This window comes from Ensifer sp. CCNWLY38 (genome assembly GCF_037120565.1).
Taxonomy (GTDB): domain Bacteria; phylum Pseudomonadota; class Alphaproteobacteria; order Rhizobiales; family Rhizobiaceae; genus Ensifer; species Ensifer adhaerens_H.
In genome coordinates this window covers 357,988-380,680 of record NZ_JBBBBO010000001.1, presented here as the reverse complement: position 1 = coordinate 380,680, position 22,693 = coordinate 357,988, and the positions used below count along the sequence as shown (strand labels likewise).

The following is a 22,693-nucleotide window of genomic DNA, read 5'->3' as shown; positions in this document are numbered from 1 at the left end:
CGGAGCCTACGGCTATCTCGCTGGCCCCGCGGACTGCAAAAATTAAAGTAGGGCCCTCACAAAGCACGCCCTCCGCTCCTATGTAAGGCGTGCGAACGGCGCTTCTGCCGTTCTGCGCCATTCCGTTCCAGGAGACCTTCATGGCCGATCTTTCCGCCTTTCCGATCACCAAGCGCTGGCCGGCGAAAAACCCCGATATCATCCAACTTTATTCGCTGCCGACGCCGAATGGCGTGAAGGTCTCGATCGCGCTCGAAGAGCTGGGTCTCGCCTACGAGCCTCACCGGGTTGCCTTCGATGCCAACGAGCAGAAATCGCCGGAGTTCGTTTCGCTCAATCCGAATGGCCGCATCCCGGCGATCATCGATCCCAATGGCCCGGATGGAAGGCCGATCGGTCTCTTCGAGTCCGGCGCGATCCTGATCTATCTGGCGGAAAAGACGGGAAAACTGCTTCCGGCCGATGCGGCTGGTCGCTACGAGACCATCTGCTGGGTGATGTTCCAGATGGGTGGCATTGGCCCGATGCTCGGTCAGTTCGGCCATTTCTTCAAGTTCGCTGCCGACAAGGTCGCCAACAATTCCTATCCCGTCGAGCGCTACCGTGACGAAGCGAAGCGTTTGCTCGGCGTGCTGGAAGCGCGCCTTGAGGGGCGGCAATGGCTGATGGGTGACGATTACACGATCGCCGACATCGCCACCTACCCCTGGGTCGAAGGCGCTCGCAGGTTCTATGGCGGCGCCGAGGTCCTCGATTACAAGAGCTTTCCGAACGTGATGGCCTGGGTCGAGCGCGGTCTGTCGCGCCCGGCGGCTCTAAAGGGCATGGAAGTGCCGCGCAAGGAATAGCAATCACGACAGCCGTGTGCCTGAGTTGACGAAGCTCGGGCGCAAGGCTAGGCCTTGCTGTACAGACGAATAAGAAGCAGGTGAGAAGCGTGTCGGGAAGGCTTGTAGTTGTCGGTGGCGGTCAGGCCGCCTTTGCCCTGGTTGCCAAGCTGCGTGCCCTTAAGGACGAGCGGCCGATCACCATCGTCGCCTCCGAAGCGAGCCTGCCCTATCAACGCCCACCGCTTTCCAAGAAATACCTGCTGCGCGAGATGAGCCTCGATCGGCTGCTCTATCGGCCGGAGGCCTGGTACGGCGAGCACAATGTCGACATACGGCTCCAGACGACCGTGACCGGCCTTGATCGCGCCGGCAAGCGCGTGACGCTCAGCGACGGGACCTCGCTCGAATACGAGGTGCTCGCCTTTGCGACCGGCGCCACGCCGCGCCGGTTGCCGGCTTCCGTCGGCGGGGATCTCGAGGGCGTGTTCGTCGTGCGCGACTTCCGGGATGCGGATCGCCTTGCCGAGGAAATGAAGCCCCGCCGTCGCGCCCTGGTCGTCGGCGGCGGTTATATCGGTCTTGAAGCGGCGGCGGTCGCCCGGACCTGCGGGCTCGAGGTCACGGTCATAGAGATGGCCGACCGCATCCTGCAGCGCGTTGCCTCGTCGGCGACATCCGGCCTGGTGCGCGATATTCACCACGCCCGCGGCGTCGATATCCGCGAGGGGACCGGGCTCAATCGTCTCGTCGGCGAAAACGGCCGCGTCACCGCCGCTGAACTCTCCGACGGTTCGGTCTTGCCGGTCGATGTCGTCATCGTCGGCATCGGTGTCACCGCGAATGACCGCCTGGCGCATGACGCCGGCCTCGAAACGGCAAACGGCATTGTCGTCGACGCTTTCGGCCGAACGGCGGACCCGGCGATTTTCGCTATGGGCGATTGCGCCGTGCTCCCCTGGGAAGACCTGCGCATCCGGCTGGAATCGGTGCAGAACGCCGTCGACCAGGCCGAGGCCATTGCGGCAATCCTCGCCGGTAGCGAACACCCTTACGAACCCAAGCCCTGGTTCTGGTCCGACCAGTACGACGTCAAGCTGCAGATCGCCGGCTTTGGACTCGGTCATGACGAAACCATCGTCAGACCCGGTCAGCGCGAGGGTAGTGTGTCCGTCTGGTACTTTAGGCAGGGGCGCTTCGTGGCGGTCGATGCGATCAATGACGCCAAGGCCTATGTGACGGGCAAGAAGCTCCTGGAATCCGGCATCAATCCCGACCGGGCCGCCATTGCCGATCCGCAATCGGACCTCAAGGCGCTGCTATCCCAGCCCTGAGCGGCAGGACCACGCCTGGCCGCGCTTTCCACCCGCTGCAACTTGCAGGCGGTCCGATTTCAATTTTCGTTAACGACGAAACGACTGTTTGGCCACGCAACTGTGGGCCGGAGCGACGATTTATCATTTCCTTAAATCACCTGACGTCAACACAGGCCGCTTAACTGGAGGCGAAAGGTCTCGTTTCCCGGCGGTTGTTGATTTAGGCGATTGCGATGTTCAAGGTTCTTACATGCCTCGTGGTGGAGCATAATCCGAAGCTGGTCGCGTTGGCGGCGCTCATATGCTTCCTGTCCAGCTACGGCGCGGTGGCGCTGTTGCAGCGCGCTCGTGGATCTTCCGGCAAGGCGCGGACGATCTGGGCGGTGGCTGCAGGCATTGCCAGCGGCTTCGGCATCTGGGCCACCCACTTCATCGCCATGCTTGCCTACGACCCCGGGGTCGTCCTTGGCTACCAGATGGACCTGACGGCCCTGTCGTTGGCCGTTGCGATCGTGCTGACCACGACGGCGCTGCTGATCGCGACCTGCGTGCAGGATCGGCTGGCCTGGATTGCCGGCGGCCTGGTGCTCGGCGCCGGCGTTGCCTGCATGCATTTCCTCGGCATGGCGGCCCTCGAGGTTCCCGGCAACCTGCGCTGGGATGCCACGCTCGTTGTCGCGTCGATCGTGCTCGGCTCGCTGTTCGACATCGGCGCACTCGGCACGATTGCCCGTATGGGCAAGCCGCTGAAGGCGAAGATCATCGCGACGCTCCTGATGACGCTCGGCATCGTCGCGCTGCACTTCACCGCCATGGGCGCCGTGACGATCGAAGTCGGTCTCATCACCCCAACCTATGAAGGCATGATCCAGCCGCACTTGCTCGCCTTCGTCATTGCCGGAACCGCCTTCTTCCTTCTGTCCCTGGTGCTGGTTGCCGCCGGCTTTGCCCATCATGCCGAGCTCTCCGCCGCCGCAACCGAACGGGAGTTCACGCGCTTCGTCCGCAGCGTGAAGGACTACGCGATCTACATGCTCGACGTCGATGGCCGCGTGGCGAGCTGGAATGCCGGCGCCGAGGCCAACAAGGGCTATGCCGCCGAGGAAATCATTGGCAAGAATTTCGCCTGCTTCTATTCGGACGACGATCAGCGCGATGGCCTGCCGCGCCGCGCGCTTGAGGTTGCCGTGGCTGAGGGCAAGTTTGAGAACGAGGGTTGGCGCTATCGCAAGGACGGCTCTCGCTTCTGGGCGCATGTGGTGATCGATCCGTTCCTGGACGAGGAGGGCAAGCACGCCGGCTTCATCAAGATCGTCAAGGACACCACCAAGGCGAAGGCCGATGCCGATCGCATCGCCGAGGTCAGCAACAACCTCGATGTCGCGCTCGAGAACATGTCGCAAGGTATCTGCCTGTTCGATAGCGATGACCGGCTGCTCCTGTCGAACCGACGCTGCCGCGAGATCTTCGGCTTCTCCGAGACGCTTGCCGGCAAAGGCCTGACCTTCCGCGAGATTCTCGATATCGTCTTCGCCCGCATTTACGCCGAGCCCGAAATTGCGCGAGCCAAGGCCGAGGAACTCTATCAGAAACACCGGATTGAAATGGTCGGCAAGGGCGGTGGCGATATCGTCGAGAAGCTCGCCAACGGCCGCTCGATCCTGACCAAGCACCGCACGCTGCCCGATGGTGGCTGGGTCAGCACCTATGAGGACATTACCGAGCGGCTCGACACCGAGGAGCAGATCACCTTCCTTGCGCGTCATGACAGCCTGACGGGCCTGCCGAACCGGTTGCAGTTCAGCAGCTATCTCGAAGAGGAACTGGATGCCGCCGCCTGGTTCAACCGCAAGGCTGCCGTCATCGGCATCGACCTCAACAAATTCAAGGAAGTCAACGACCTGCACGGCCATGCCGCCGGCGATTTCGTACTGGTGACGATTGCTCAGCGCGTGAAGGGCCTGTTGCAGGAAGGCGAGTTCGTGGCGCGCCTCGGCGGCGACGAGTTCGCCGCGGTCAAACGCTTCGAGGAACTGGCCGAACTCAACGACTTCCTGCGCCGCATCGAAAAGAGCCTGCACGAGGAAATGCGCTTCGGCGATTTCGAGCTCAAGTCCGGCGGCAGCATGGGCGTCGCGATCTACCCGCAGGATGCGGAAACGGCCGATACGCTGATCAACAATGCCGACCTCGCGATGTACAGGGCGAAGGCTGCGCTCAACCAGACCATCTGCTTCTACGAGGTTTCGATGGACGAGGCTGCCCGCCAGCGGCGTGCGCTTGCCAACGATCTCTGGGATGCCGTCGACAAGAAGCAGCTTGCCTTGCACTACCAGGTGCAGAAGTCGGTGATGACCGGCGCCGTCATCGGCTACGAGGTGCTCCTGCGCTGGCATCATCCCGAACGCGGCATGGTGCCGCCCAGCGAATTCATTCCACTGGCCGAAGAGTGCGGTGCGATCCTGCCGATCGGCGAATGGGTGCTGCGCGAAGCCTGCCGCGAGGCCGCCGGTTGGGAGAGCAACCACAAGATCGCCGTCAACCTGTCGGCGGTCCAGCTCGCCAATGGCGATATCGTCAGCCTGGTGCAGGACGTGCTTGCCGAGACCGGGCTCGATCCGAACCGGCTGGAGCTTGAAATCACGGAGTCGACGATCATCGACGACAAGGAGCGCGCGCTGCTGACCCTGCGTCAGATCAAGGAACTAGGCGTAACGATCGCGATCGACGATTTCGGCACCGGATATTCCTCGCTCGAAACGCTGCGATCGTTCCCCTTCGACAAGATCAAGCTCGACAAGAGCTTCATGTGGGAAGTGGAGGGCAGCCCGCAGGCCAAGGCGATCGTCCGCGCCATCCTGGCGCTCGGACAAAGCCTGTCGGTGCCGGTCCTTGCCGAGGGCGTCGAGACGCAGACGCAGCTCGATATCCTGCAGGCGGAAGGCTGCGACGAGGCACAGGGCTATCTGCTCGGCCGCCCGGCCCCGATAACGCTCCTGTTCAGCGGCGACGAAGAGGCGGCCGCCGCCTGATCGGGCGGCCGTCCTTCATCATCGCGAGGATCGTGTCCATGGCGAGCGCCATTTCTGGTCGGGGTTTCAAGCCTTGTCGGCGCGAACTGTCGGCCGGGTCAGGTCTTCGCTATTGCCGCAGCAACGTCCGGCCGGCGCCTTCCACCAGGAAGCGCGGGAAGAAGAAGACACCCGTTATCGTGCCGGAATAGCGCTGTTCGAGACCTGAGGATTCGCCGATGCAGAACAGCGGCTGTTTCTGGCCGTGCTCTTCGAGTGCGATCGTCGTCGAAAAGCAGAAGGATGAGCAGCTTGTCGCCGCCTGCTCGAAAAGCTCGAGCACGTGGTTGCGATCGGCCGGGTCGTAGCAGCGCACGAAGTTGAGCAGGCCGCATTCGCCGTCGCGCAGGCCATGGATGGCGGCAGCTTTCTCGCCAAGCCGGAACAGCCCCGTGGACAAGTCGCCCGACCAGCCTTCCGCCGCGCAGAACTGCTGCAGGAACTCATGATGTGGCAGGTCGAGGTGCGGCTGTCCCGGGGAGCCGAGGGGAACGGAATTTGCTCTCGTGATCTTGAACACGGTTTACCCCAGCAGCACTCCTGGACATCGTCTTCGACGCCCCAGGAAACACGTCCTATTGTGCAAATTTCGCCCAACCATCAACCAATGCAAGAGTACACGCCGCCTACTGCGGGCGGTTGTTCAACTCGAATGGGTCGCGAGATAGCAATGAAGCTCGCCAGCGAAGTAATTTCGTCGGAGAGGTCGGCTCAATTTGCGATTAAATACTTATATGCTTTTCGTGATATTCTCGAAGAGGTCTCGGATGTTCGGTTAGTGCGAAAAAGCTTTGGCGATTGTTCGCCCGCTTGAGTTCGCTACCCGATCTCCCATGAATCTCCGCCCACTTGGGGCGCTGTTATAGTTCGTTTTTTTTCGACTTCAACGGTTTTTTGAAGCCGGACTACAACCGGTGGCTTTTTTCTGCGGAGAGATTGCCAGACAGGTTCATCACCAGTGAATGGCATTGATAAAAAACGAGAAAGGCGACCCGAAGGCCGCCTTTCCGATCCGGATGGATCATGAATGCGAAAAGGCTATCGCCTTATCACATCATGTCCATTCCACCCATGCCGCCCATGCCGCCCGGCATGCCAGCAGGTGCATCCTTCTTCGGCAGTTCGGCGATCATGGCTTCCGTCGTGACGAGGAGGCCGGCAACCGAAGCTGCGTCCTGAAGGGCGGTGCGAACGACCTTGACCGGGTCGATGATGCCCATGGCGATCATGTCGCCATATTCGCCGGTCTGGGCGTTGTAGCCGAAGTTGTCCTGGTCCTTGTCGAGGATCTTGCCGACAACGATCGAAGCTTCGTCACCAGCGTTCTCTGCGATCTGGCGGGCCGGAGCCTGCAGAGCGCGACGAACGATGTTGATGCCGGCTTCCTGGTCGTCGTTGGCACCCTTGACGGTGATCTTGACGGAAGAACGCAGCAGGGCAACGCCGCCGCCCGGTACGATGCCTTCCTGAACAGCAGCGCGCGTCGCGTTGAGAGCGTCGTCGATGCGGTCCTTCTTTTCCTTCACTTCGACTTCCGTCGAACCGCCGACGCGGATGACGGCAACGCCGCCAGCGAGCTTGGCAAGACGTTCCTGCAGCTTTTCGCGGTCGTAGTCGGAGGTGGTGTCTTCGATCTGGGCCTTGATCTGGGCAACGCGGCCTTCGATGTCGGCCTTCTGGCCGGCGCCGTCGACGATCGTCGTGTTTTCCTTGGAGATCGAAACCTTCTTCGCACGGCCGAGCATGTCGAGCGTGACGTTTTCGAGCTTGATGCCGAGGTCTTCGGAGATCACGGTGCCGCCCGTCAGGATGGCGATGTCTTCGAGCATGGCCTTGCGGCGATCGCCGAAGCCCGGAGCCTTGACAGCAGCAATCTTCAGGCCGCCACGCAGCTTGTTGACGACGAGCGTAGCAAGAGCTTCGCCTTCTACGTCTTCAGCGATGATCAGGAGCGGCTTGCCGGTCTGAACGACAGCTTCGAGAACCGGGAGCATTGCCTGGAGGTTCGAGAGCTTCTTCTCGTGGAGGAGAACGAAGACGTCGTCGAGGTCAGCGACCATCTTTTCCGGGTTGGTGACGAAGTAGGGGCTGAGGTAGCCGCGGTCGAACTGCATGCCTTCGACGACTTCGAGTTCGGTTTCGGCGGTCTTGGCTTCTTCAACCGTGATGACGCCTTCGTTGCCGACCTTCTGCATCGCTTCAGCAATGTCGAGGCCGATCTGACGCTCGCCGTTTGCCGAGATCGTGCCGACCTGTGCGACTTCTTCCGAAGTGTTGATCTTCTTGGCCTTGGCCTGGAGATCCTTGACGACTTCGGTGACGGCGAGGTCGATACCGCGCTTCAGGTCCATCGGGTTCATGCCGGCAGCAACGGCCTTGGCGCCTTCGCGAACGATCGCCTGGGCAAGAACGGTTGCAGTCGTGGTGCCGTCGCCGGCGATGTCGTTGGTCTTCGAAGCAACTTCGCGGACCATCTGGGCGCCCATGTTTTCGAACTTGTCTTCGAGTTCGATTTCCTTGGCGACCGATACGCCGTCCTTGGTGATGCGCGGAGCGCCGAAGGACTTGTCGATGATGACGTTACGACCCTTCGGGCCGAGCGTGACCTTTACCGCGTCAGCGAGGATGTCGACGCCACGCAGCATCTTTTCGCGCGCGGTGCGGCCGAACTTGATTTCTTTTGCAGCCATTAGAGAAAACTCCCGGGCTCATTGCCCATTGGTTGTCATAAAAAGGGGTGGACGACGGCTGATCAGCCGATGATGCCCATGATGTCGGCTTCCTTCATGATCAGAAGGTCTTCGCCGTTGATCTTGACTTCGGTGCCCGACCACTTGCCGAACAGAACGCGGTCGCCAGCCTTGACGTCGAGAGCAACAACCTTGCCGCTTTCGTCACGGGCGCCCGAACCGACGGCGACGATTTCGCCTTCCTGCGGCTTTTCCTTGGCGGTGTCCGGAATGATGATACCGCCCTTGGTCTTCTCTTCAGACTCGACGCGGCGAACGACGACGCGGTCGTGCAGCGGGCGGAAGTTGGTGCTTGCCATTAGTCTAATCCCTCGATCAAATGACATTACGGATCGCTGATCGACCCGATGGATGGGTGTTAGCACTCTCATTTATCGAGTGCTAGCGATGCCGAGATAAGCCTGGGTATGGGGTGAGTCAAGGATCGGGCCCAGATTTTTTGCCGGCGGCAGTAGCCTTGGGCGAGCGCGGCAGGCGAGGGCGTAGGCAGCCTAGCCCCATTCTTGGCGAAATGTAGGCGATCGCGTGGACGAATGGCATTGGCGGGGTTTTGACGGTTGATAACCGCTGCAAAGTGCCTTGGCGCCGCAAACCACGAGCGGGCGGCATCCGCAATGCACTTTTCTTCGACGCCCGACAGTGCCGGAATCCTTGGGAGGGGGCGCCTTTTTCAGGCGACGAGACTTGTATTCTCCTGCCTTCCTTGCCATGCAAGCCGGAAACCGTGTTTGCAGGAAGCCAGAATGGCCGCAAGGATCAACAGTTTTCGGGAAATCGCTGCGCGCTACGACGTGGTGCTGTGCGATGTCTGGGGCGTTCTTCACAACGGCGTGCAGGCCTTTGCCTCCGCCTGCGAGGCGTTGGCCGAGGCGCGTGCCGCCGGCCTGACCGTGGTGCTGATCACCAACTCGCCACGTCCGCATCCGGGTGTGAAGATCCAGATCCGCGGTCTCGGCGTTCCGGACGAGGCCTATGACCGGATCGTGACCTCGGGCGATGTGACCCGCGCGCTGATCGCCGCCGCCGCCAAGAAGATCTTCTTCATCGGCGCCGAGCGCGACCTGCCGCTGCTCGAAGGCCTGGGAACGCAGATCGTTTCGTCGGAAGATGCTGAGACGGTCGTCTGTGCCGGCTTCTATGACGACGAAACCGAAACGCCGGAGCATTACCGCGCGACGCTGACGGGCCTTGCCCAGCGCAAGATCCCGTTCATCTGTGCCAATCCCGATCTGGTGGTCGAGCGCGGTCACCGGCTGATCCCCTGTGCCGGCGCAATCGCCAAGCTCTATGAAGAGCTCGGTGGCGAGGCGCGCATTGCCGGCAAGCCCTATATCGCCATCTACCGTGCGGCGCTGACGGAGGCGAAGGCCGTTCGTGGCGCGCTTGACCTGTCGCGTGTCATCGCCGTTGGCGACGGCATGCCGACGGACGTCAAGGGCGCCCAGGATGCCGGCTTCGATCTGCTCTATATCAGTGCCGGTATCCACGCCCAGGAATACATGAACGAAAGCCGCACCGACGAGGCGAAGCTCGCCGCCTTCCTGAAGAAGGAAGGCGCGTCGCCGAAATATTGGATGCCGCGGCTCGCCTGACAGGAAGACGGAGATGACGGTTTTTCATCGCAACGAGACCCGTGATCCGCTTCCGCAGCATCTGCGCGGCGGCGTCGTCGCGATCGGTAACTTCGACGGCGTGCACCGGGGTCACCAGTCGGTGCTCAATCGGGCGCTGGAAGAGGCCAAAGCGCGCGGTGTGCCGGCGCTCGTGCTGACCTTCGAGCCGCATCCGAGAACCGTGTTCCGTCCGGAAACCCCGGTCTTCCGACTGACGCCGGCACCGCTGAAGGCGCGCATCCTCGAAGGCATGGGTTTCGGCGCCGTCATCGAGTATCCGTTCGACCGCACCTTCTCGCAGCTTTCCGCATCGGATTTTATCCACCGTATCCTGCTCGAATGGCTGCACGCCTCACATGTCGTCACCGGCTTCGATTTCCACTTCGGCAAGGGGCGCGAGGGCGGCCCCGCCTTCCTGATGGCGGCCGGCGGCGATAACGGATTTGGCGTGACGCTCGTCGATGCCTTCCGCGACGAAAACGCATCGGTCATCTCGTCCAGTTACGTGCGCTCGCTGCTTGGCGAAGGGGATGTCTCGCAAGCTGCCGGCATGCTCGGCTATCGCTACCTGGTCGAGGCGGAAGTGATCGGCGGCAAGAAGCTCGGCCGCGAACTTGGCTTTCCCACCGCCAATATGCGGCTTGCGCCTGAGGTGGAGCTCCGGCCGGGCATCTACGTCGTGCGCTTCCGCCGACCCAACGGTTCGCTCTATGACGGTGTCGCCAGCTTCGGACGCCGTCCGACAGTCGATAGCGATGGCGAGCCCTTGCTTGAAACCTTCGTCTTCGACTTTTCGGGCGATCTCTACGGCGAGATCTGTGCGGTCACCTTCTTCGGCCACCTGCGCGACGAGCTGAAATTCGACGGGCTCGATCCGCTGGTGGCGCAGATCCGTCAGGACGAGGCAGAGGCGCGGGCGTTGCTCTCCGGTGTGCAGCCGCTCGGCGACATCGACCGCAAGCTCAACTTCGCCTGACAAAAGAATTCGGCGTCCGCGCAGCGGCGGACCTTTTCAAAAGCCCGAAAACGCCTTAAACAACCGGCCACCATGACCCGGCACCGTCGATTGATCATCGATCAGCGAATTATTGGCCCGGCCTTCCGCGCGCTTTAGTCAGCCGGAAGGTCCGGGATTTCGGCGTTTCCGACGCCCCAGTCATCTCTCGATACCGAGCCCATTTCGTATGCGCGGCCCCTCGCGCGAAGAAGCGATTGCAAAGACCATGACCGACACCGCTGAAAAGATCGACTACTCCTCGACCCTCTATCTGCCGCAGACGGAATTCCCGATGCGCGCCGGCCTGCCGCAGAAGGAGCCGGAAACGGTGGCCCGCTGGCAGCAGATGGGCCTCTACAAGAAGCTGCGCGCATCGGCCGCCGGCCGCGACAAGTTCGTGCTGCATGACGGCCCGCCCTATGCGAACGGCAACATCCACATCGGCCATGCGCTGAACAAGATCCTCAAGGACGTCATCAACCGCTCGTTCCAGATGCGCGGCTTCGACGCCAACTATGTGCCCGGCTGGGACTGCCATGGTCTGCCGATCGAGTGGAAGATCGAAGAGAAGTACCGCGAGAAGGGCCAGAACAAGGACGAGGTCCCGGTCAACGAATTCCGTAAGGAGTGCCGTGACTTCGCCTCCGGCTGGATCCAGGTCCAGGCCGAGGAGTTCAAGCGTCTTGGCATCGAGGGTGATTTCGACAATCCCTACACGACGATGAACTTCCATGCGGAAGCGCGCATCGCCGGCGAACTGATGAAGATCGCCAAGCTCGGCCAACTCTACCGCGGCTCCAAGCCGGTCATGTGGTCGGTCGTCGAGCGCACCGCGCTTGCCGAAGCCGAAGTCGAATATGCCGATGTCGAAAGCGACATGATCTGGGTGAAGTTCCCGGTCACCGAAGGCCCGGACGCGCTTTCCGGCAGCTTTGTCGTAATCTGGACGACCACGCCCTGGACCATCCCCGGCAACCGCGCCATCGCCTTTTCCTCGCGCTACGCCTATGGTCTCTATGAAGTGGCGACCGCCGAGAACGACTTCGGCCCGCAGCCGGGCGAGAAGCTGATTTTCGCCAAGCGCCTGGCCGACGAGTCTGCCGCGAAAGCCAAGCTCACCTTCAACTTCGTTCGCGACCTTGAGGCCAACGAGCTTTCTGCCGTCACCTGCGCCCATCCGCTGCATGGTCTCGGCGGCGGCTACGCCTTCAAGGTGCCGTTGCTCGACGGCGATCATGTCACCGACGATGCCGGCACCGGCTTCGTGCACACCGCGCCCGGTCACGGCCGCGAGGACTTTGATGCCTGGATGGACAGTGCCCGCGCGCTCGAAGCCCGCGGTATCTCTTCGGCGATCCCGTTCACGGTCGACGATGCCGGCTACTTCACCGCCGACGCCCATGGCTTCGGTCCGGATGCCGAAGGTGGCGCCGGCCGCGTCATCGACGACAAGGGCAAGAAGGGCGATGCCAACGAGCGCGTCATCAAGGCGCTGATCGGCCGCCACGCGCTCTTTGCCCGCGGTCGCCTGAAGCATTCCTATCCGCATTCCTGGCGCTCCAAGAAGCCGGTGATCTTCCGCAACACGCCGCAATGGTTCGTCTATATGGACAAGGCGTTCGGCGACGGAACGACGCTGCGCTCGCGCGCACTTTCGGCGATCGACGACACCCGCTTCGTTCCCGGCGCCGGCCAGAACCGCCTGCGCGCGATGATCGAAGGGCGCCCGGACTGGGTGCTCTCGCGTCAGCGCGCCTGGGGCGTGCCGATCGCGATCTTTGCCGACGACCAGGGCGAGATCCTGATCGACGAGGCCGTCAACGCCCGCATCCTCGACGCCTTCGAACTGGAAGGCGCCGACGCCTGGTTTGCCGAAGGTGCGAAGGATCGCTTCCTCGGAAACGACCACGACCACGAAAAGTGGCACCAGGTCATGGACATCCTCGACGTGTGGTTCGATTCCGGTTCGACCCACACGTTCACCCTTGAGGACCGTCCGGACCTGAAGTGGCCGGCCGACGTCTATCTCGAAGGCTCCGACCAGCATCGCGGCTGGTTCCACTCCTCGCTGCTCGAGGCCTGCGCGACCCGCGGCCGCGCGCCGTACAACGCCGTTGTCACCCATGGCTTCACCATGGATGAGAAGGGCGAGAAGATGTCGAAGTCGAAGGGCAACACCGTCACCCCGCAGGAGGTGATGAAGGATGCCGGCGCCGACATCCTGCGCCTGTGGGTGATGACGACGGACTATTGGGAGGATCAGCGTCTCGGCAAGACGATCATCCAGACCAACATCGACGCCTATCGCAAGCTGCGCAATACGGTCCGCTGGATGCTCGGCACGCTTGCCCACGACAAGGGTGAAGAGATCGCCTATGCGGACATGCCGGAACTCGAAAAGCTGATGCTGCATCGGCTGGCGGAACTCGATCAGCTTGTGCGCGAAGGCTACGATGCCTTCGACTTCAAGAAGATCGCCCGCGCGCTGATCGATTTCTCGAACGTCGAGCTCTCGGCTTTCTATTTCGACGTGCGCAAGGACGCGCTCTACTGCGATGCGCCGTCGAGCCTGCGCCGCCGTTCGGCACTCGCCGTCATCCGCAAGCTCTTCGATTGCCTCGTCCTGTGGCTGGCGCCGATGCTGCCGTTCACCTCGGAAGAAGCCTGGCTGTCGAGGAAGCCCGATGCGGTTTCGGTGCATCTCGAACAGTTCCCGGCAATCCCGGCGGAATGGAAGAACGATGCGCTCGAAGCCAAGTGGGACAAGATCCGTACGGTCCGCACCGTTGTCACCGGTGCGCTCGAGATCGAACGCAAGGACAAGCGCATCGGCTCGTCGCTGGAAGCGGCTCCGGTCGTCTACGTCGCCGATCCGGAACTCTTGAAGGCGCTCGAAGGCCAGGACTTCGCCGAGATCTGCATCACTTCGGGCATCGTGATCGAAGCCGCGGAAGGCCCTGCGGATGCGTTCCGCCTTGCCGACGTGGCCAAGGTGAGCGTGGAGCCGAAGCTTGCCGAAGGCCAGAAATGCGCCCGCTCCTGGCGGATCACGACCGATGTCGGTTCAGACCCGACCTACCCCGACGTGTCTGCTCGTGATGCCGCTGCCTTGCGTGAACTTGGTTTCAAGGCTTAACGCATTGTTACCGGATGAATTGCACTCGTTGCGTTCATCCGGTAAAACCTGCCCGAAATTTGGCGGATTTCTCCGCCATGGGCGCTTGAGTGGCCGCGCTGACCGGTGGCCGGCTGGAAGGAATCTCATGGAAATGACGCGAGAGTTGCGAGTGTTTGCCAGCGTGGCCGCCATTTTGACGAGCGGCCTGGTGCTTTCGGGCTGCATCGGCGGCCCGACCTATGGCACGGACAAGACCGCCGGCGAACAGCTCATGGACGACCTCGGCAGCGTCGCCAGCTTCGGCCCGCCGAAGCGTGATCCGGTCAAGTATCAGCCGCGCCCCGGACTCGTTCTGCCGCCATCGGCGCAGCAGACTGCTCTCGTCGAGCCGCAGAAGTCGCTTGCCAGCCGTGAGGCGAACCCGGAATGGGTCGAGTCTCCGGAAGAGGTTCGCAACCGTCTGCGCGAAGAGGCTGACGCGAACAAGAACAACCCGAACTACGTTTCCCCGCTTGCCAAGGCTAGCGCCAACGGCCGCCGGCTCTCGGCCAAGGAGCAGCAGGAAGCCTATCGCGCAGCCCGTAAGATCGAGATGGGCGCCTATTCCGACAAGCGCCGCTTCCTCAGCGATCCGCCGCTTGACTACCGCCGCCTGCCGGAGGGTACCGAGACCGAACTCGGCGAGCCGGAGAAGGACAAGGAGCGCCGCCGTAAGAAGGAGGCGCAGATCAAGAATTCCGGCTCCAAGTGGTATTGGCCCTTCTAAGCAGCGCATAAGCCATGACGATCAGCATTCGCGACGCTCGCCCGGAAGACGCGCAGACCATTCTGCGCTTCATCACCGAACTTGCCATCTACGAGAAGGAGCCCGACGCAGTCGAGGCGACGGTCGAGATGCTGCAGGCCTCGCTCTTTGGTCCGGGCGCCATTACCCGCGCCGTGATCTGCGAGAAGGATGGCAAGCCCGCGGGCTTTGCCATGTGGTTCTACAACTATTCGACCTGGCAGGCCCGCAAGGGTCTCTACCTTGAGGACCTTTACGTCACGCCGGATTGCCGTGGTTCGGGTGCCGGCAAGATGCTGCTGAAGCACCTCGCGAAAATTGCCGTCGAGGAAGGCTGCGGCCGCTTCGAATGGAGCGTGCTCGACTGGAACGAGCCGGCCATCCGGGTCTACGAGGCGGTCGGTGCCGAGCCGATGTCCGAATGGACGCGCTACCGCCTCTCCGGCGCGGCCCTCGAAAGCTTCGCGGCCGACTGAGGCGATCTCAAGAAATCTGAAGCGGGGTCGCGTTGAGAGTCGGGACTGGTTTCACCGCTTGCCGGCGAAGAAATCCCTGAGAATGTCGGCAGCCTCGCGCTCGGCGAGGCCCGAATAGACGTCAGGCACGTGATGGCAGGTGGGCGAACCGAAGAAGCGCACGCCGCTGTCCACCGCACCGCCCTTCGGATCGTCCGCGCCGTAGTAGAGGCGGCGGATGCGGGCGAACGAAATTGCCGCGGCGCACATGGTGCAGGGTTCGAGGGTGACGTAGAGATCGGCGCCCGTCAGCCTTTCGTCCTTGAGGACGGCAGCAGCCTCGCGGATGGCGACAATCTCCGCATGTGCGGTCACGTCGTTGAGTTCACGGGTGCGATTGCCGGCGCGGGAAACGATCTGGCCATCGAAAACGACGACGGCGCCGATCGGCACTTCGCCGCGTTCTGCCGCCTTCCTGGCCTCCTCAAGGGCCACATCCATGAAGTGTGTCGTCTCAGCCATCGCTCAAACAATAATTTCTCTTAACCCACGGGCCGCGACCTGATAGGACAGCCGCAAAAGGCAGGCAACACAAATGACATCCAAAGACAAGCCCACACGGCCTGGCGGCAAGTCCGCCGGCCGGGACAAGAAACCGCATTTCGCCGAAAAGAAGGCTGGAGCACCGAAAAAGGCTGCAGGCCCGAAGACTTTTGGCGCCAAGACCTCCGGACCGAAGGCTTCCGGCCCCAAGGCTGGCACTTCGCGTCCGGCCAGGGAGCGCCCGAACGCGGCTGCTCCCGGTGTCGACGAACCGCAGCGCATCTCCAAGATCCTGGCGCGCGCCGGCGTCGCCTCGCGCCGCGATGTCGAGCGCATGATCATGGAAGGCCGCATCAAGCTCAACGGCGTCATTCTCGACACGCCGGTCGTCAACGCGACGCTTGCCGATGCGATTGAGGTCGATGGCCAGCCGATCCGCGGCATCGAGCGCACGCGCCTCTGGCTCTACCACAAGCCGGCTGGCCTGGTGACCACCAATGCCGATCCGGAAGGCCGTCCAACCGTATTCGACAATCTGCCTGACGAGTTGCCGCGCGTGCTGTCGATCGGCCGCCTCGACATCAACACCGAGGGCCTACTGCTTTTGACCAACGATGGTGGTCTTGCCCGCGTGCTCGAGCTGCCGTCGACCGGTTGGCTGCGCCGCTATCGCGTGCGCGCCCACGGCGAAATCGACCAGGATGCGCTTGACCGGCTGAAGGACGGCATCGCCGTCGACGGCGTGCTCTACGGCGCGATCGAGGCGACGCTGGACCGGGTGCAGGGTTCGAACGTCTGGATCACCATGGGGCTGCGCGAAGGCAAGAACCGCGAGATCAAGAACGTTCTTGGCGCGCTCGGTCTCGACGTCAACCGCCTCATCCGCATTTCCTACGGACCCTTCCAGCTCGGCGAACTGCCGGAGGGACATGTCCAGGAAATCCGTGGCCGGACGCTCCGCGATCAGCTCGGTCCGCGCCTGATCGAGGATGCCAAGGCAAACTTCGACGCACCGCTATACAACGATCAGGCAGCGACCGTTGCCGGCGACGCGCCGGAAGATGATGCCGCCGACACGCGCCGGCCTGAACGTGCCAACCGCTGGGAAAAGCCGGAGGACAAGCGCGAGCGTGCTCTGGCCCGGCTCGACACGCGTCGCGACGATCGCCGTGACGGTGGCCGCAAGGACGGTCCTCGTGGCAAGGGCGGCTCCCGCGACGACCGTGACGCCAAGTTTGAGGACCGGCCGAAGCGCGCGCCGGCGCAGCGCGCCCGCACCGCCAATGTCTGGATGGCGCCAGGCGCCCGTCCGCTGGCCGAAAAGAAGCCGAAATCCGCTGAAGGCGACGCCACGGAGAAGCCCGCTCGTCGCGAGCGTCCGGAAGGCGCGCCGAAGACCAAGCGCTACGGCCGCAGCAAGGATGGCTTTGCGACGAAGACATCCGGCAAGTTCGATCCGGACCGCAAGGGCGGCTCGCACAGGGACTTCGATCGTCCGGCTGCGGCCGCGCCGGTCAAGCGTCGTGACGAAGAGGGCGAATGGATCAGCGCCAGCGAGCCTGCCCGTCGCGGCAAGGACGAGGGCCGGGATGGCGGTTTCGGCCGGCGCAAGACGGGCGACGCGGGAGACCGCAGGTCGCGCGATCACGGTGACCGTCCTGCGCGCCGTGAAGGCGGCGACCGTCCGGCTCGTTCTGAAGGCGGACCGCGCAGCTTCTCCGACAAGCCGCGGTATCCGCGTGCCGACGGCGATCGTCCTGCCCGCCGCGAAGGTGGCGACCGCCCTCGAGGTGATCGACCTGCCCGCTCCGAGGGTGGTCCACGCAGCTATTCCGACAAGCCGAGGACCCCGCGCGCCGAGGGCGATCGTCCGCCACGCCGCGAAGGTGGCGACCGACCGTTCGGTGATCGGCCTGCCCGCGCCGACGGCGGCCCGCGCAGCTATTCCGACAAGCCAAGAGCCCCACGCGCCGAGGGTGATCGTCCGCCGCGCCGTGAAGGCGGTGACCGTCCGTTTGGCGACAAGCCGCGCGGCAAGTCCTTCGGTGGCAAGCCATCGGGCGGAAAATCCTTTGGTGAACGTTCTGGTGGTCCGCGCGGCGGCAAGCCTGGCGGCGGCAAACCCGGCGGTGGACGTCCGGGCGGCGCTGGACGTTCCGGTGGTGGCGGACGCCCGGCCGGCGGCGGCAAGCCGCGCGGCAGAGGAAACTAAGCGGCGGTGCGTATCGTCGGTGGAGAGTTTCGGGGGCGCAGCCTGGCGACCCCCAAGTCCAACGATATCCGTCCGACCACGGACCGGACGCGCGAAAGCCTGTTCAACATCCTGAGCCATTCCTATCCGGAGGCGCTCGACGGCACCCGTGTGCTCGACCTTTTTGCGGGCACCGGCGCCGTTGGCTTCGAGGCTCTCTCACGCGGCTGCCGGCAGGCACTCTTCGTTGAGCAGGGCGTCGAGGGCAGGGGAATTCTGCAGACGAATATCGAAACGCTCGGCCTCCAGGGCCGAGCCAAGGTCTTCCGCCGTGATGCGACCAGCCTCGGCGGCGTCGGAACCATGGAGCCGTTTCATCTGGTTTTCGCCGATCCGCCCTACGCGAAGGGCCTCGGCGAGAAGGCGCTGGAATCGGCCGCCGCCGGCAATTGGCTCGTCCCCGATGCACTGGTGATCCTCGAAGAGCGGGCGGACGTTCAGCCTGCGCCGACGGCCGTGTTCGAGCGGCTCGATGTCAGAGCCTTCGGCGATACACGCATGCATTTCTACCGCTTCCGCGGTGCCTGATCGTCATATTTTCGATTTCTTTGCGAATGTAGGCTGACGCCGACCATACACGTTTCCTTATCCCGCGCCTTACGGCGACCTTCTGCATAAGTTGTCCCTAAAACGATTCCGCTTTAGGGAATCATGCAGAAGCGGAGGGCATGCCGATGAAGCAGGATCTTTCGATGACGAAGGGGCCGACCCAGGTGACGAGCCAACCGACGGTGGCCCTCGCGCTTGGCGGGGGCGGCGCGCGCGGGCTTGCGCATATTCACGTCATCGAGGCCCTGGACGAGCTCGGCATTCGCCCGGTGGCGATCGCCGGCTCTTCGATCGGCGCAATCATGGGTGCCGGCATGGCCGCCGGCATGCGCGGCGAAGAGATCAGGGGCCACACGCTCTCGACCATCGGCCATCGCCGCGAGGTCCTCAATCGGCTCTGGCAGTTGCGGCCGTCGAGCCTTTCCGAAGCCATGGCGAACGGTTTTCGTTTCGGGCAATTCAATGTCGAGCGCGTTCTCAGGGCTTTTCTGCCCGAGGCCATTCCGCCGAAGTTCTCGGATCTCGGCATTCCGCTCAAAGTGGTCGCTACCGACTATTACGGCCAGACAGAACATATCTGCGAAAAGGGTGACCTGTGGCAGGCGCTGGCTGCCTCCGCTGCCCTGCCGGCGATCTTCATCCCGGTGAAGATCGCCGGGCGCGTGATGATCGATGGCGGTATCTACAACCCGATCCCCTTCGATCATCTGCGCGGCCTGGCGGACATTGTCATCGCCGTCGATGTCGTCGGTGGTCCTGACGGCGACGGCAAGACGATCCCAAGCCGCATCGACAGCCTGTTCGGTGCGAGCCAGTTGATGATGCAGTCGATCATCGCGATGAAGCTCAAGGAAGGTGCGCCGGATATCCTGCTGCGCCCCGATGTCGGCCGCTACCGGGTGATGGATTTTCTGCGGGCCCAGGACGTGCTGAACGGAACCGTCGCGATCAAGGACCAGCTGAAACGGGCGCTCGATGAACGGATGCGGGCGCCGAAGCTCAAGTGAGCTCCGACGACCGACGATTACTTGGTTCCCGAAACGAGGCTAGCGGAGTCAGGCGCTCTCGCGCTCGTCTGCAGGAAGCCCCGGCAGGATCCGTTCGCCCGTCTCCTGGGAGTGATCGACCTCGCGCTTCGGCTTGACCAGCGGCTCCGGCCGGACCGGTCGCGAATGCAGCATGTCGCGACCGGCGGTGATGCCTTCGGCCTCCTGCAGCACGAGGCGCGCCTCGTCGCGCTTGCGGATGTCGTCCATGATGGCGATTGCCTCGTCGTCGCCGACCCCCAATGCCTCCAGTGTCTTGCGGCCGAAGAGCAGGCCGGACTCGAAAGTCTCGCGCAATTCGTAGTCGACGCCCTTGGCGCGCAGTTCCAGCGTGTGCAGGCGGTCGTAGGAGCGGGCGTAGATGCGTGCATTTGGATATTCGGACTGCACGAGGTCGATGATGTGGTCGGTCGTTTCCTTCTTCTGGGTGCAGACGGCGACGATCTTGGCCCGTTCGATGCCGGCGGCGCGCAGCACATCGAGACGATTGCCGTCGCCGAAATAGATGCGGAAACCGAAGGTCGCGGCCTGGCGCACGCGCGCGGCCGAGTGGTCGATGATCGTCACGTCGCGGCCGCCGGCGAGCAGGATTTGCGCGGCGATCTGGCCGAAGCGGGAAAAGCCGATCATCAGCACGTCGGCATTGGCGCCGTCGAAGTCCTCCTCGATCTCTTCGTCCATCTCGTCCTGTTCGCGCATCAGCTTTGCGGCCAGCATGGAGGCAAGCGGCGTCAGCGCCATCGACAAGGTCACGATCGCAACCAGCAGCGAGGCGTCGCCATCCGAGAAGACGCCAGCGGTTGCCGCCGCGGTGAACAGCACGAAGCCGAATTCGCCGCCCTGCGGCAGGAGCAGGCTAATGCGCACCGCGTCGTTGTGGTGTGATCCGGTGAGCCGGCAAAGCCAGTAGAGCACCAGGCTCTTCAACGCCATCAAGAGCGGCACGGCGATGATGATCAGCTGGTAGCGCTCGACGATGACGCCGAGTTCCAGCGACAGGCCGACGGCCATGAAGAACAGCGCCTGCAGGATACCGCGGAACGGTTCGATATCCGCTTCGAGTTCATGGCGATAGGAGGATTCCGCCAAGAGCACGCCCGCGAGGAAGGCACCCATCGCCATGGAGAGGCCGGCAAGTTGCATCATGGTCGCCGCGCCCATGACGACGAGCAGGGCGGCGGCGATCATGACGTCGCGGGCGCCCGTGCGGCCGATGATCTGGAACAGGGGGTTCACGAGGTAGCGGCCGGCAGCGAAGAGCACGACGATCGCGGTGGTGGCGATCGCAAAATCCTCGAGCGGCGGTGTCGTATCCTCAGGCGCTTGCGCCGCCATAAGCGGGATCAGTGCCAGCAGCGGCACGATCGCGAGATCCTGCAGCAGGAGAATGGAGAAGGATCGCTGCCCGTAGCGGGTGTTGCGGTCGTTGCCCTCGTCGAGAATCTGCATGGCAAAGGCGGTCGACGACAGCGCCAGGCCGAAGCCGGCGATGATGCTGCCGCCCTGGCCGAGGAGCCCGAGGGCATAGATCATTGAAGAGAGCACGATGCCGGTCAGCACCACCTGAGCCGTGCCGAGGCCGAAGATATCGCGCCGCATCTGCCAGAGACGCGACGGTTTCAATTCGAGCCCGATGATGAACAGCAGGAACACGACGCCGAGTTCCGAGACATGCAGGATCTGCTCGCCATCGGTGATGCTTTGGGCGACCGGACCGATGAGCACGCCGGCGCAGAGATAGCCGAGGATAGTGCCGAGGCCGAGCCGCTTGAAGATTGGTGCGGCCACCACTGCGCCGCCAAGCAGCATCAGCGCCTGAGAATAGATGATCGGTGTCGTTGCCATGCCTGCGGCTTTCACTATTGGGCACCCGGCCCCGATGAGGGAGCTTTCGAGAGCGGTCATTTGCGGTGTATGGGCGGGAATCAGGCCGATGCCCTTGATGCCTGCGTCACTGCACAATAAATGGGGCAGGAATGAAAGGCTACATCATGTCAGACACGATCGATTCTGCCGACCTCGAAAAACGCGCCTCCGAACTCGTGGACCTCGCCCGAAAGGCCGGCGCCGATGCGGCGGATGCGGTGGTGGTGCGCGGGCGCTCCCGTTCCGTCTCGGTGCGCCTCGGCAAGGTCGAAGCGACGGAAGCCTCCGAAAGCGACGATTTCTCGCTCCGAGTATTCGTCGGGCGACGCGTCGCCAGCGTTTCGGCGAATCCGGGCTTTGATCTGAAGCTGCTCGCCGAACGCGCCGTCGCCATGGCCAAGGCTTCGCCGGAGGATCCCTTTGCCTCGCTCGCCGATGCGGACCGGCTGGCAAAGTCCTATCCGGACCTCGATCTCTTCGATCCCACCGCCGTTTCCACGGATTCTTTGACGGAAGCGGCATTGGCTGCCGAAGAGGCGGCCCTTGCGGTCTCAGGCGTCACCAATTCCAGCGGCGCCGGCGCTTCGGCCGGCATGGGCGGTCTGGTTCTCGTTACCTCGCACGGTTTCTCCGGCTCCTACATGGCGACCCGTTTCGGTTGCTCCGTCAGCGCGATTGCCGGCGAAGGCACGAAGATGGAGCGCGACTATGATTTCGACAGTCGCCTCTATGTCGCAGACCTGCGTGCCGCCGATGAGATCGGCCGTCTGGCTGGCGAACGCGCCGTTGCCCGCATCAATCCGCGCCAGGTGCCGACGGCAAAGAACGTTACCGTTGTCTTCGATCCGCGCATGGCGCGCGGCTTTGTCGGCCATCTGGCCGGTGCCATCAACGGTGCGGCCGTCGCCCGCAAGACGAGCTTCCTGCGTGACCGGATGGGCAAGCAGGTGATGAAGGCGGGTCTTTCGGTGACCGACGACCCGCTGATCGTGCGCGGCTCCTCTTCGCGTCCCTTCGACGGCGAAGGCGTCAGCGGCGAAAAGCTCGTGATGGTCGAGGACGGTGTGCTGAACCATTGGTTCCTTTCAACCTCGGCAGCGGCCGAACTCGGGCTTGAGACCAACGGCCGCGGCGTGCGCGGCGGCCCGACGGTCAACCCGGCATCGACCAATCTTGCTCTGGAGCCGGGCACGATCTCGCGTGAGGATCTGATCCGCGGTGTCGGCAACGGCTTCTACGTGACCGAACTGATCGGCCAGGGCGTCAACATGGTGACCGGCGAATACAGCCGTGGCGCCTCCGGCTTCTGGATCGAAAACGGCGAACTCACCTTTGCCGTTTCGGAGGTGACGATCGCCTCCAATCTCAAGGACATGTTCATGGCATTGACGCCGGCAGACGACATCGATCGCAAGTTCGGCGTTGCCGCACCGACGCTTGCCATCGAGGGCATGACGCTCGCTGGTCTCTAAACAGGCCGAAGACAAACCGGCGCGGGGACCCGCGC

Annotated in this window: 17 protein-coding genes; 12 read left to right on the top strand and 5 right to left on the bottom strand. The window is 63.2% G+C overall.

What is annotated here, in order from left to right:
* Nucleotides 1-140: 140 nt before the first annotated feature.
* The 3 genes from V7S54_RS01930 to V7S54_RS01920 all read left to right on the top strand — a co-directional run bounded on the left by V7S54_RS01930 (nucleotide 141) and on the right by V7S54_RS01920 (nucleotide 5,175).
* The gene (locus V7S54_RS01930) at nucleotides 141-848 is read left to right on the top strand and encodes a glutathione binding-like protein (protein WP_065372716.1); all 708 of its coding nucleotides are present in this window, start codon (nucleotides 141-143) and stop codon (nucleotides 846-848) included.
* Between the two features lie 89 nt (nucleotides 849-937).
* Nucleotides 938-2,161, top strand: a complete 1,224-nt coding sequence (locus tag V7S54_RS01925) for an NAD(P)/FAD-dependent oxidoreductase (RefSeq protein WP_065372715.1) — start codon at nucleotides 938-940, stop codon at nucleotides 2,159-2,161.
* Between the two features lie 215 nt (nucleotides 2,162-2,376).
* On the top strand, nucleotides 2,377-5,175 hold the full coding sequence (locus V7S54_RS01920) for a bifunctional diguanylate cyclase/phosphodiesterase (RefSeq protein ID WP_336408032.1): 2,799 nt from the start codon (nucleotides 2,377-2,379) through the stop codon (nucleotides 5,173-5,175).
* A 109-nt stretch (nucleotides 5,176-5,284) separates the two neighbouring features.
* Here V7S54_RS01920 and V7S54_RS01915 read toward each other — a convergent pair whose 3' ends face one another.
* The 3 genes from V7S54_RS01915 to groES all read right to left on the bottom strand — a co-directional run bounded on the left by V7S54_RS01915 (nucleotide 5,285) and on the right by groES (nucleotide 8,263).
* Nucleotides 5,285-5,734: a hypothetical protein gene (locus tag V7S54_RS01915; protein ID WP_057250878.1), complete on the bottom strand. Its 450-nt coding sequence runs from the start codon at nucleotides 5,732-5,734 to the stop codon at nucleotides 5,285-5,287.
* 529 nt (nucleotides 5,735-6,263) lie between these two features.
* The gene (groL, locus tag V7S54_RS01910) at nucleotides 6,264-7,904 is read right to left on the bottom strand and encodes a chaperonin GroEL (protein ID WP_065372713.1); all 1,641 of its coding nucleotides are present in this window, start codon (nucleotides 7,902-7,904) and stop codon (nucleotides 6,264-6,266) included.
* A 62-nt stretch (nucleotides 7,905-7,966) separates the two neighbouring features.
* On the bottom strand, nucleotides 7,967-8,263 hold the full coding sequence (gene groES, locus V7S54_RS01905; protein WP_004675403.1) for a co-chaperone GroES: 297 nt from the start codon (nucleotides 8,261-8,263) through the stop codon (nucleotides 7,967-7,969).
* Nucleotides 8,264-8,707: 444 nt separating this feature from the next.
* On the opposite strand from groES, the gene V7S54_RS01900 reads away from it, so the two are divergent.
* The 5 genes from V7S54_RS01900 to V7S54_RS01880 all read left to right on the top strand — a co-directional run bounded on the left by V7S54_RS01900 (nucleotide 8,708) and on the right by V7S54_RS01880 (nucleotide 14,952).
* On the top strand, nucleotides 8,708-9,556 hold the full coding sequence (locus V7S54_RS01900; protein WP_065372712.1) for a TIGR01459 family HAD-type hydrolase: 849 nt from the start codon (nucleotides 8,708-8,710) through the stop codon (nucleotides 9,554-9,556).
* Nucleotides 9,557-9,569: 13 nt separating this feature from the next.
* Nucleotides 9,570-10,553 (top strand): bifunctional riboflavin kinase/FAD synthetase, encoded by a 984-nt coding sequence (locus tag V7S54_RS01895; RefSeq protein WP_065372711.1) that lies wholly within the window; start codon nucleotides 9,570-9,572, stop codon nucleotides 10,551-10,553.
* A gap of 247 nt (nucleotides 10,554-10,800) precedes the next feature.
* Nucleotides 10,801-13,710, top strand: coding sequence for an isoleucine--tRNA ligase (gene ileS, locus V7S54_RS01890; protein ID WP_065372834.1), 2,910 nt, complete (start codon nucleotides 10,801-10,803; stop codon nucleotides 13,708-13,710).
* Between the two features lie 127 nt (nucleotides 13,711-13,837).
* Nucleotides 13,838-14,458, top strand: coding sequence for a hypothetical protein (locus V7S54_RS01885; RefSeq protein ID WP_058320442.1), 621 nt, complete (start codon nucleotides 13,838-13,840; stop codon nucleotides 14,456-14,458).
* A 14-nt stretch (nucleotides 14,459-14,472) separates the two neighbouring features.
* Complete coding sequence (locus tag V7S54_RS01880; RefSeq protein WP_065372710.1) at nucleotides 14,473-14,952, top strand: GNAT family N-acetyltransferase; 480 nt, start codon at nucleotides 14,473-14,475, stop codon at nucleotides 14,950-14,952.
* Between the two features lie 51 nt (nucleotides 14,953-15,003).
* On the opposite strand, the gene V7S54_RS01875 is transcribed toward V7S54_RS01880, so the two are convergent.
* Nucleotides 15,004-15,453 (bottom strand): nucleoside deaminase, encoded by a 450-nt coding sequence (locus V7S54_RS01875; protein ID WP_058320440.1) that lies wholly within the window; start codon nucleotides 15,451-15,453, stop codon nucleotides 15,004-15,006.
* 73 nt (nucleotides 15,454-15,526) lie between these two features.
* On the opposite strand from V7S54_RS01875, the gene V7S54_RS01870 reads away from it, so the two are divergent.
* From V7S54_RS01870 to V7S54_RS01860, 3 genes are all read left to right on the top strand, one after another.
* Nucleotides 15,527-17,686 (top strand): pseudouridine synthase, encoded by a 2,160-nt coding sequence (locus V7S54_RS01870; RefSeq protein WP_065372709.1) that lies wholly within the window; start codon nucleotides 15,527-15,529, stop codon nucleotides 17,684-17,686.
* 6 nt (nucleotides 17,687-17,692) lie between these two features.
* The gene (gene rsmD / locus V7S54_RS01865; protein ID WP_065372708.1) at nucleotides 17,693-18,253 is read left to right on the top strand and encodes a 16S rRNA (guanine(966)-N(2))-methyltransferase RsmD; all 561 of its coding nucleotides are present in this window, start codon (nucleotides 17,693-17,695) and stop codon (nucleotides 18,251-18,253) included.
* Nucleotides 18,254-18,399: 146 nt separating this feature from the next.
* A complete protein-coding gene (locus V7S54_RS01860; protein ID WP_065372707.1) occupies nucleotides 18,400-19,281 on the top strand; it encodes a patatin-like phospholipase family protein in 882 nt (293 codons plus the stop codon).
* A gap of 48 nt (nucleotides 19,282-19,329) precedes the next feature.
* On the opposite strand, the gene V7S54_RS01855 is transcribed toward V7S54_RS01860, so the two are convergent.
* Nucleotides 19,330-21,165 carry a monovalent cation:proton antiporter-2 (CPA2) family protein gene (locus V7S54_RS01855; RefSeq protein ID WP_058325442.1) on the bottom strand — a complete coding sequence of 612 codons (1,836 nt, stop codon included), beginning with the start codon at nucleotides 21,163-21,165 and terminating at the stop codon, nucleotides 19,330-19,332.
* Between the two features lie 146 nt (nucleotides 21,166-21,311).
* On the opposite strand from V7S54_RS01855, the gene V7S54_RS01850 reads away from it, so the two are divergent.
* Nucleotides 21,312-22,658, top strand: coding sequence for a TldD/PmbA family protein (locus tag V7S54_RS01850; protein WP_336408060.1), 1,347 nt, complete (start codon nucleotides 21,312-21,314; stop codon nucleotides 22,656-22,658).
* The last annotated feature ends 35 nt before the right edge of the window (nucleotides 22,659-22,693 follow it).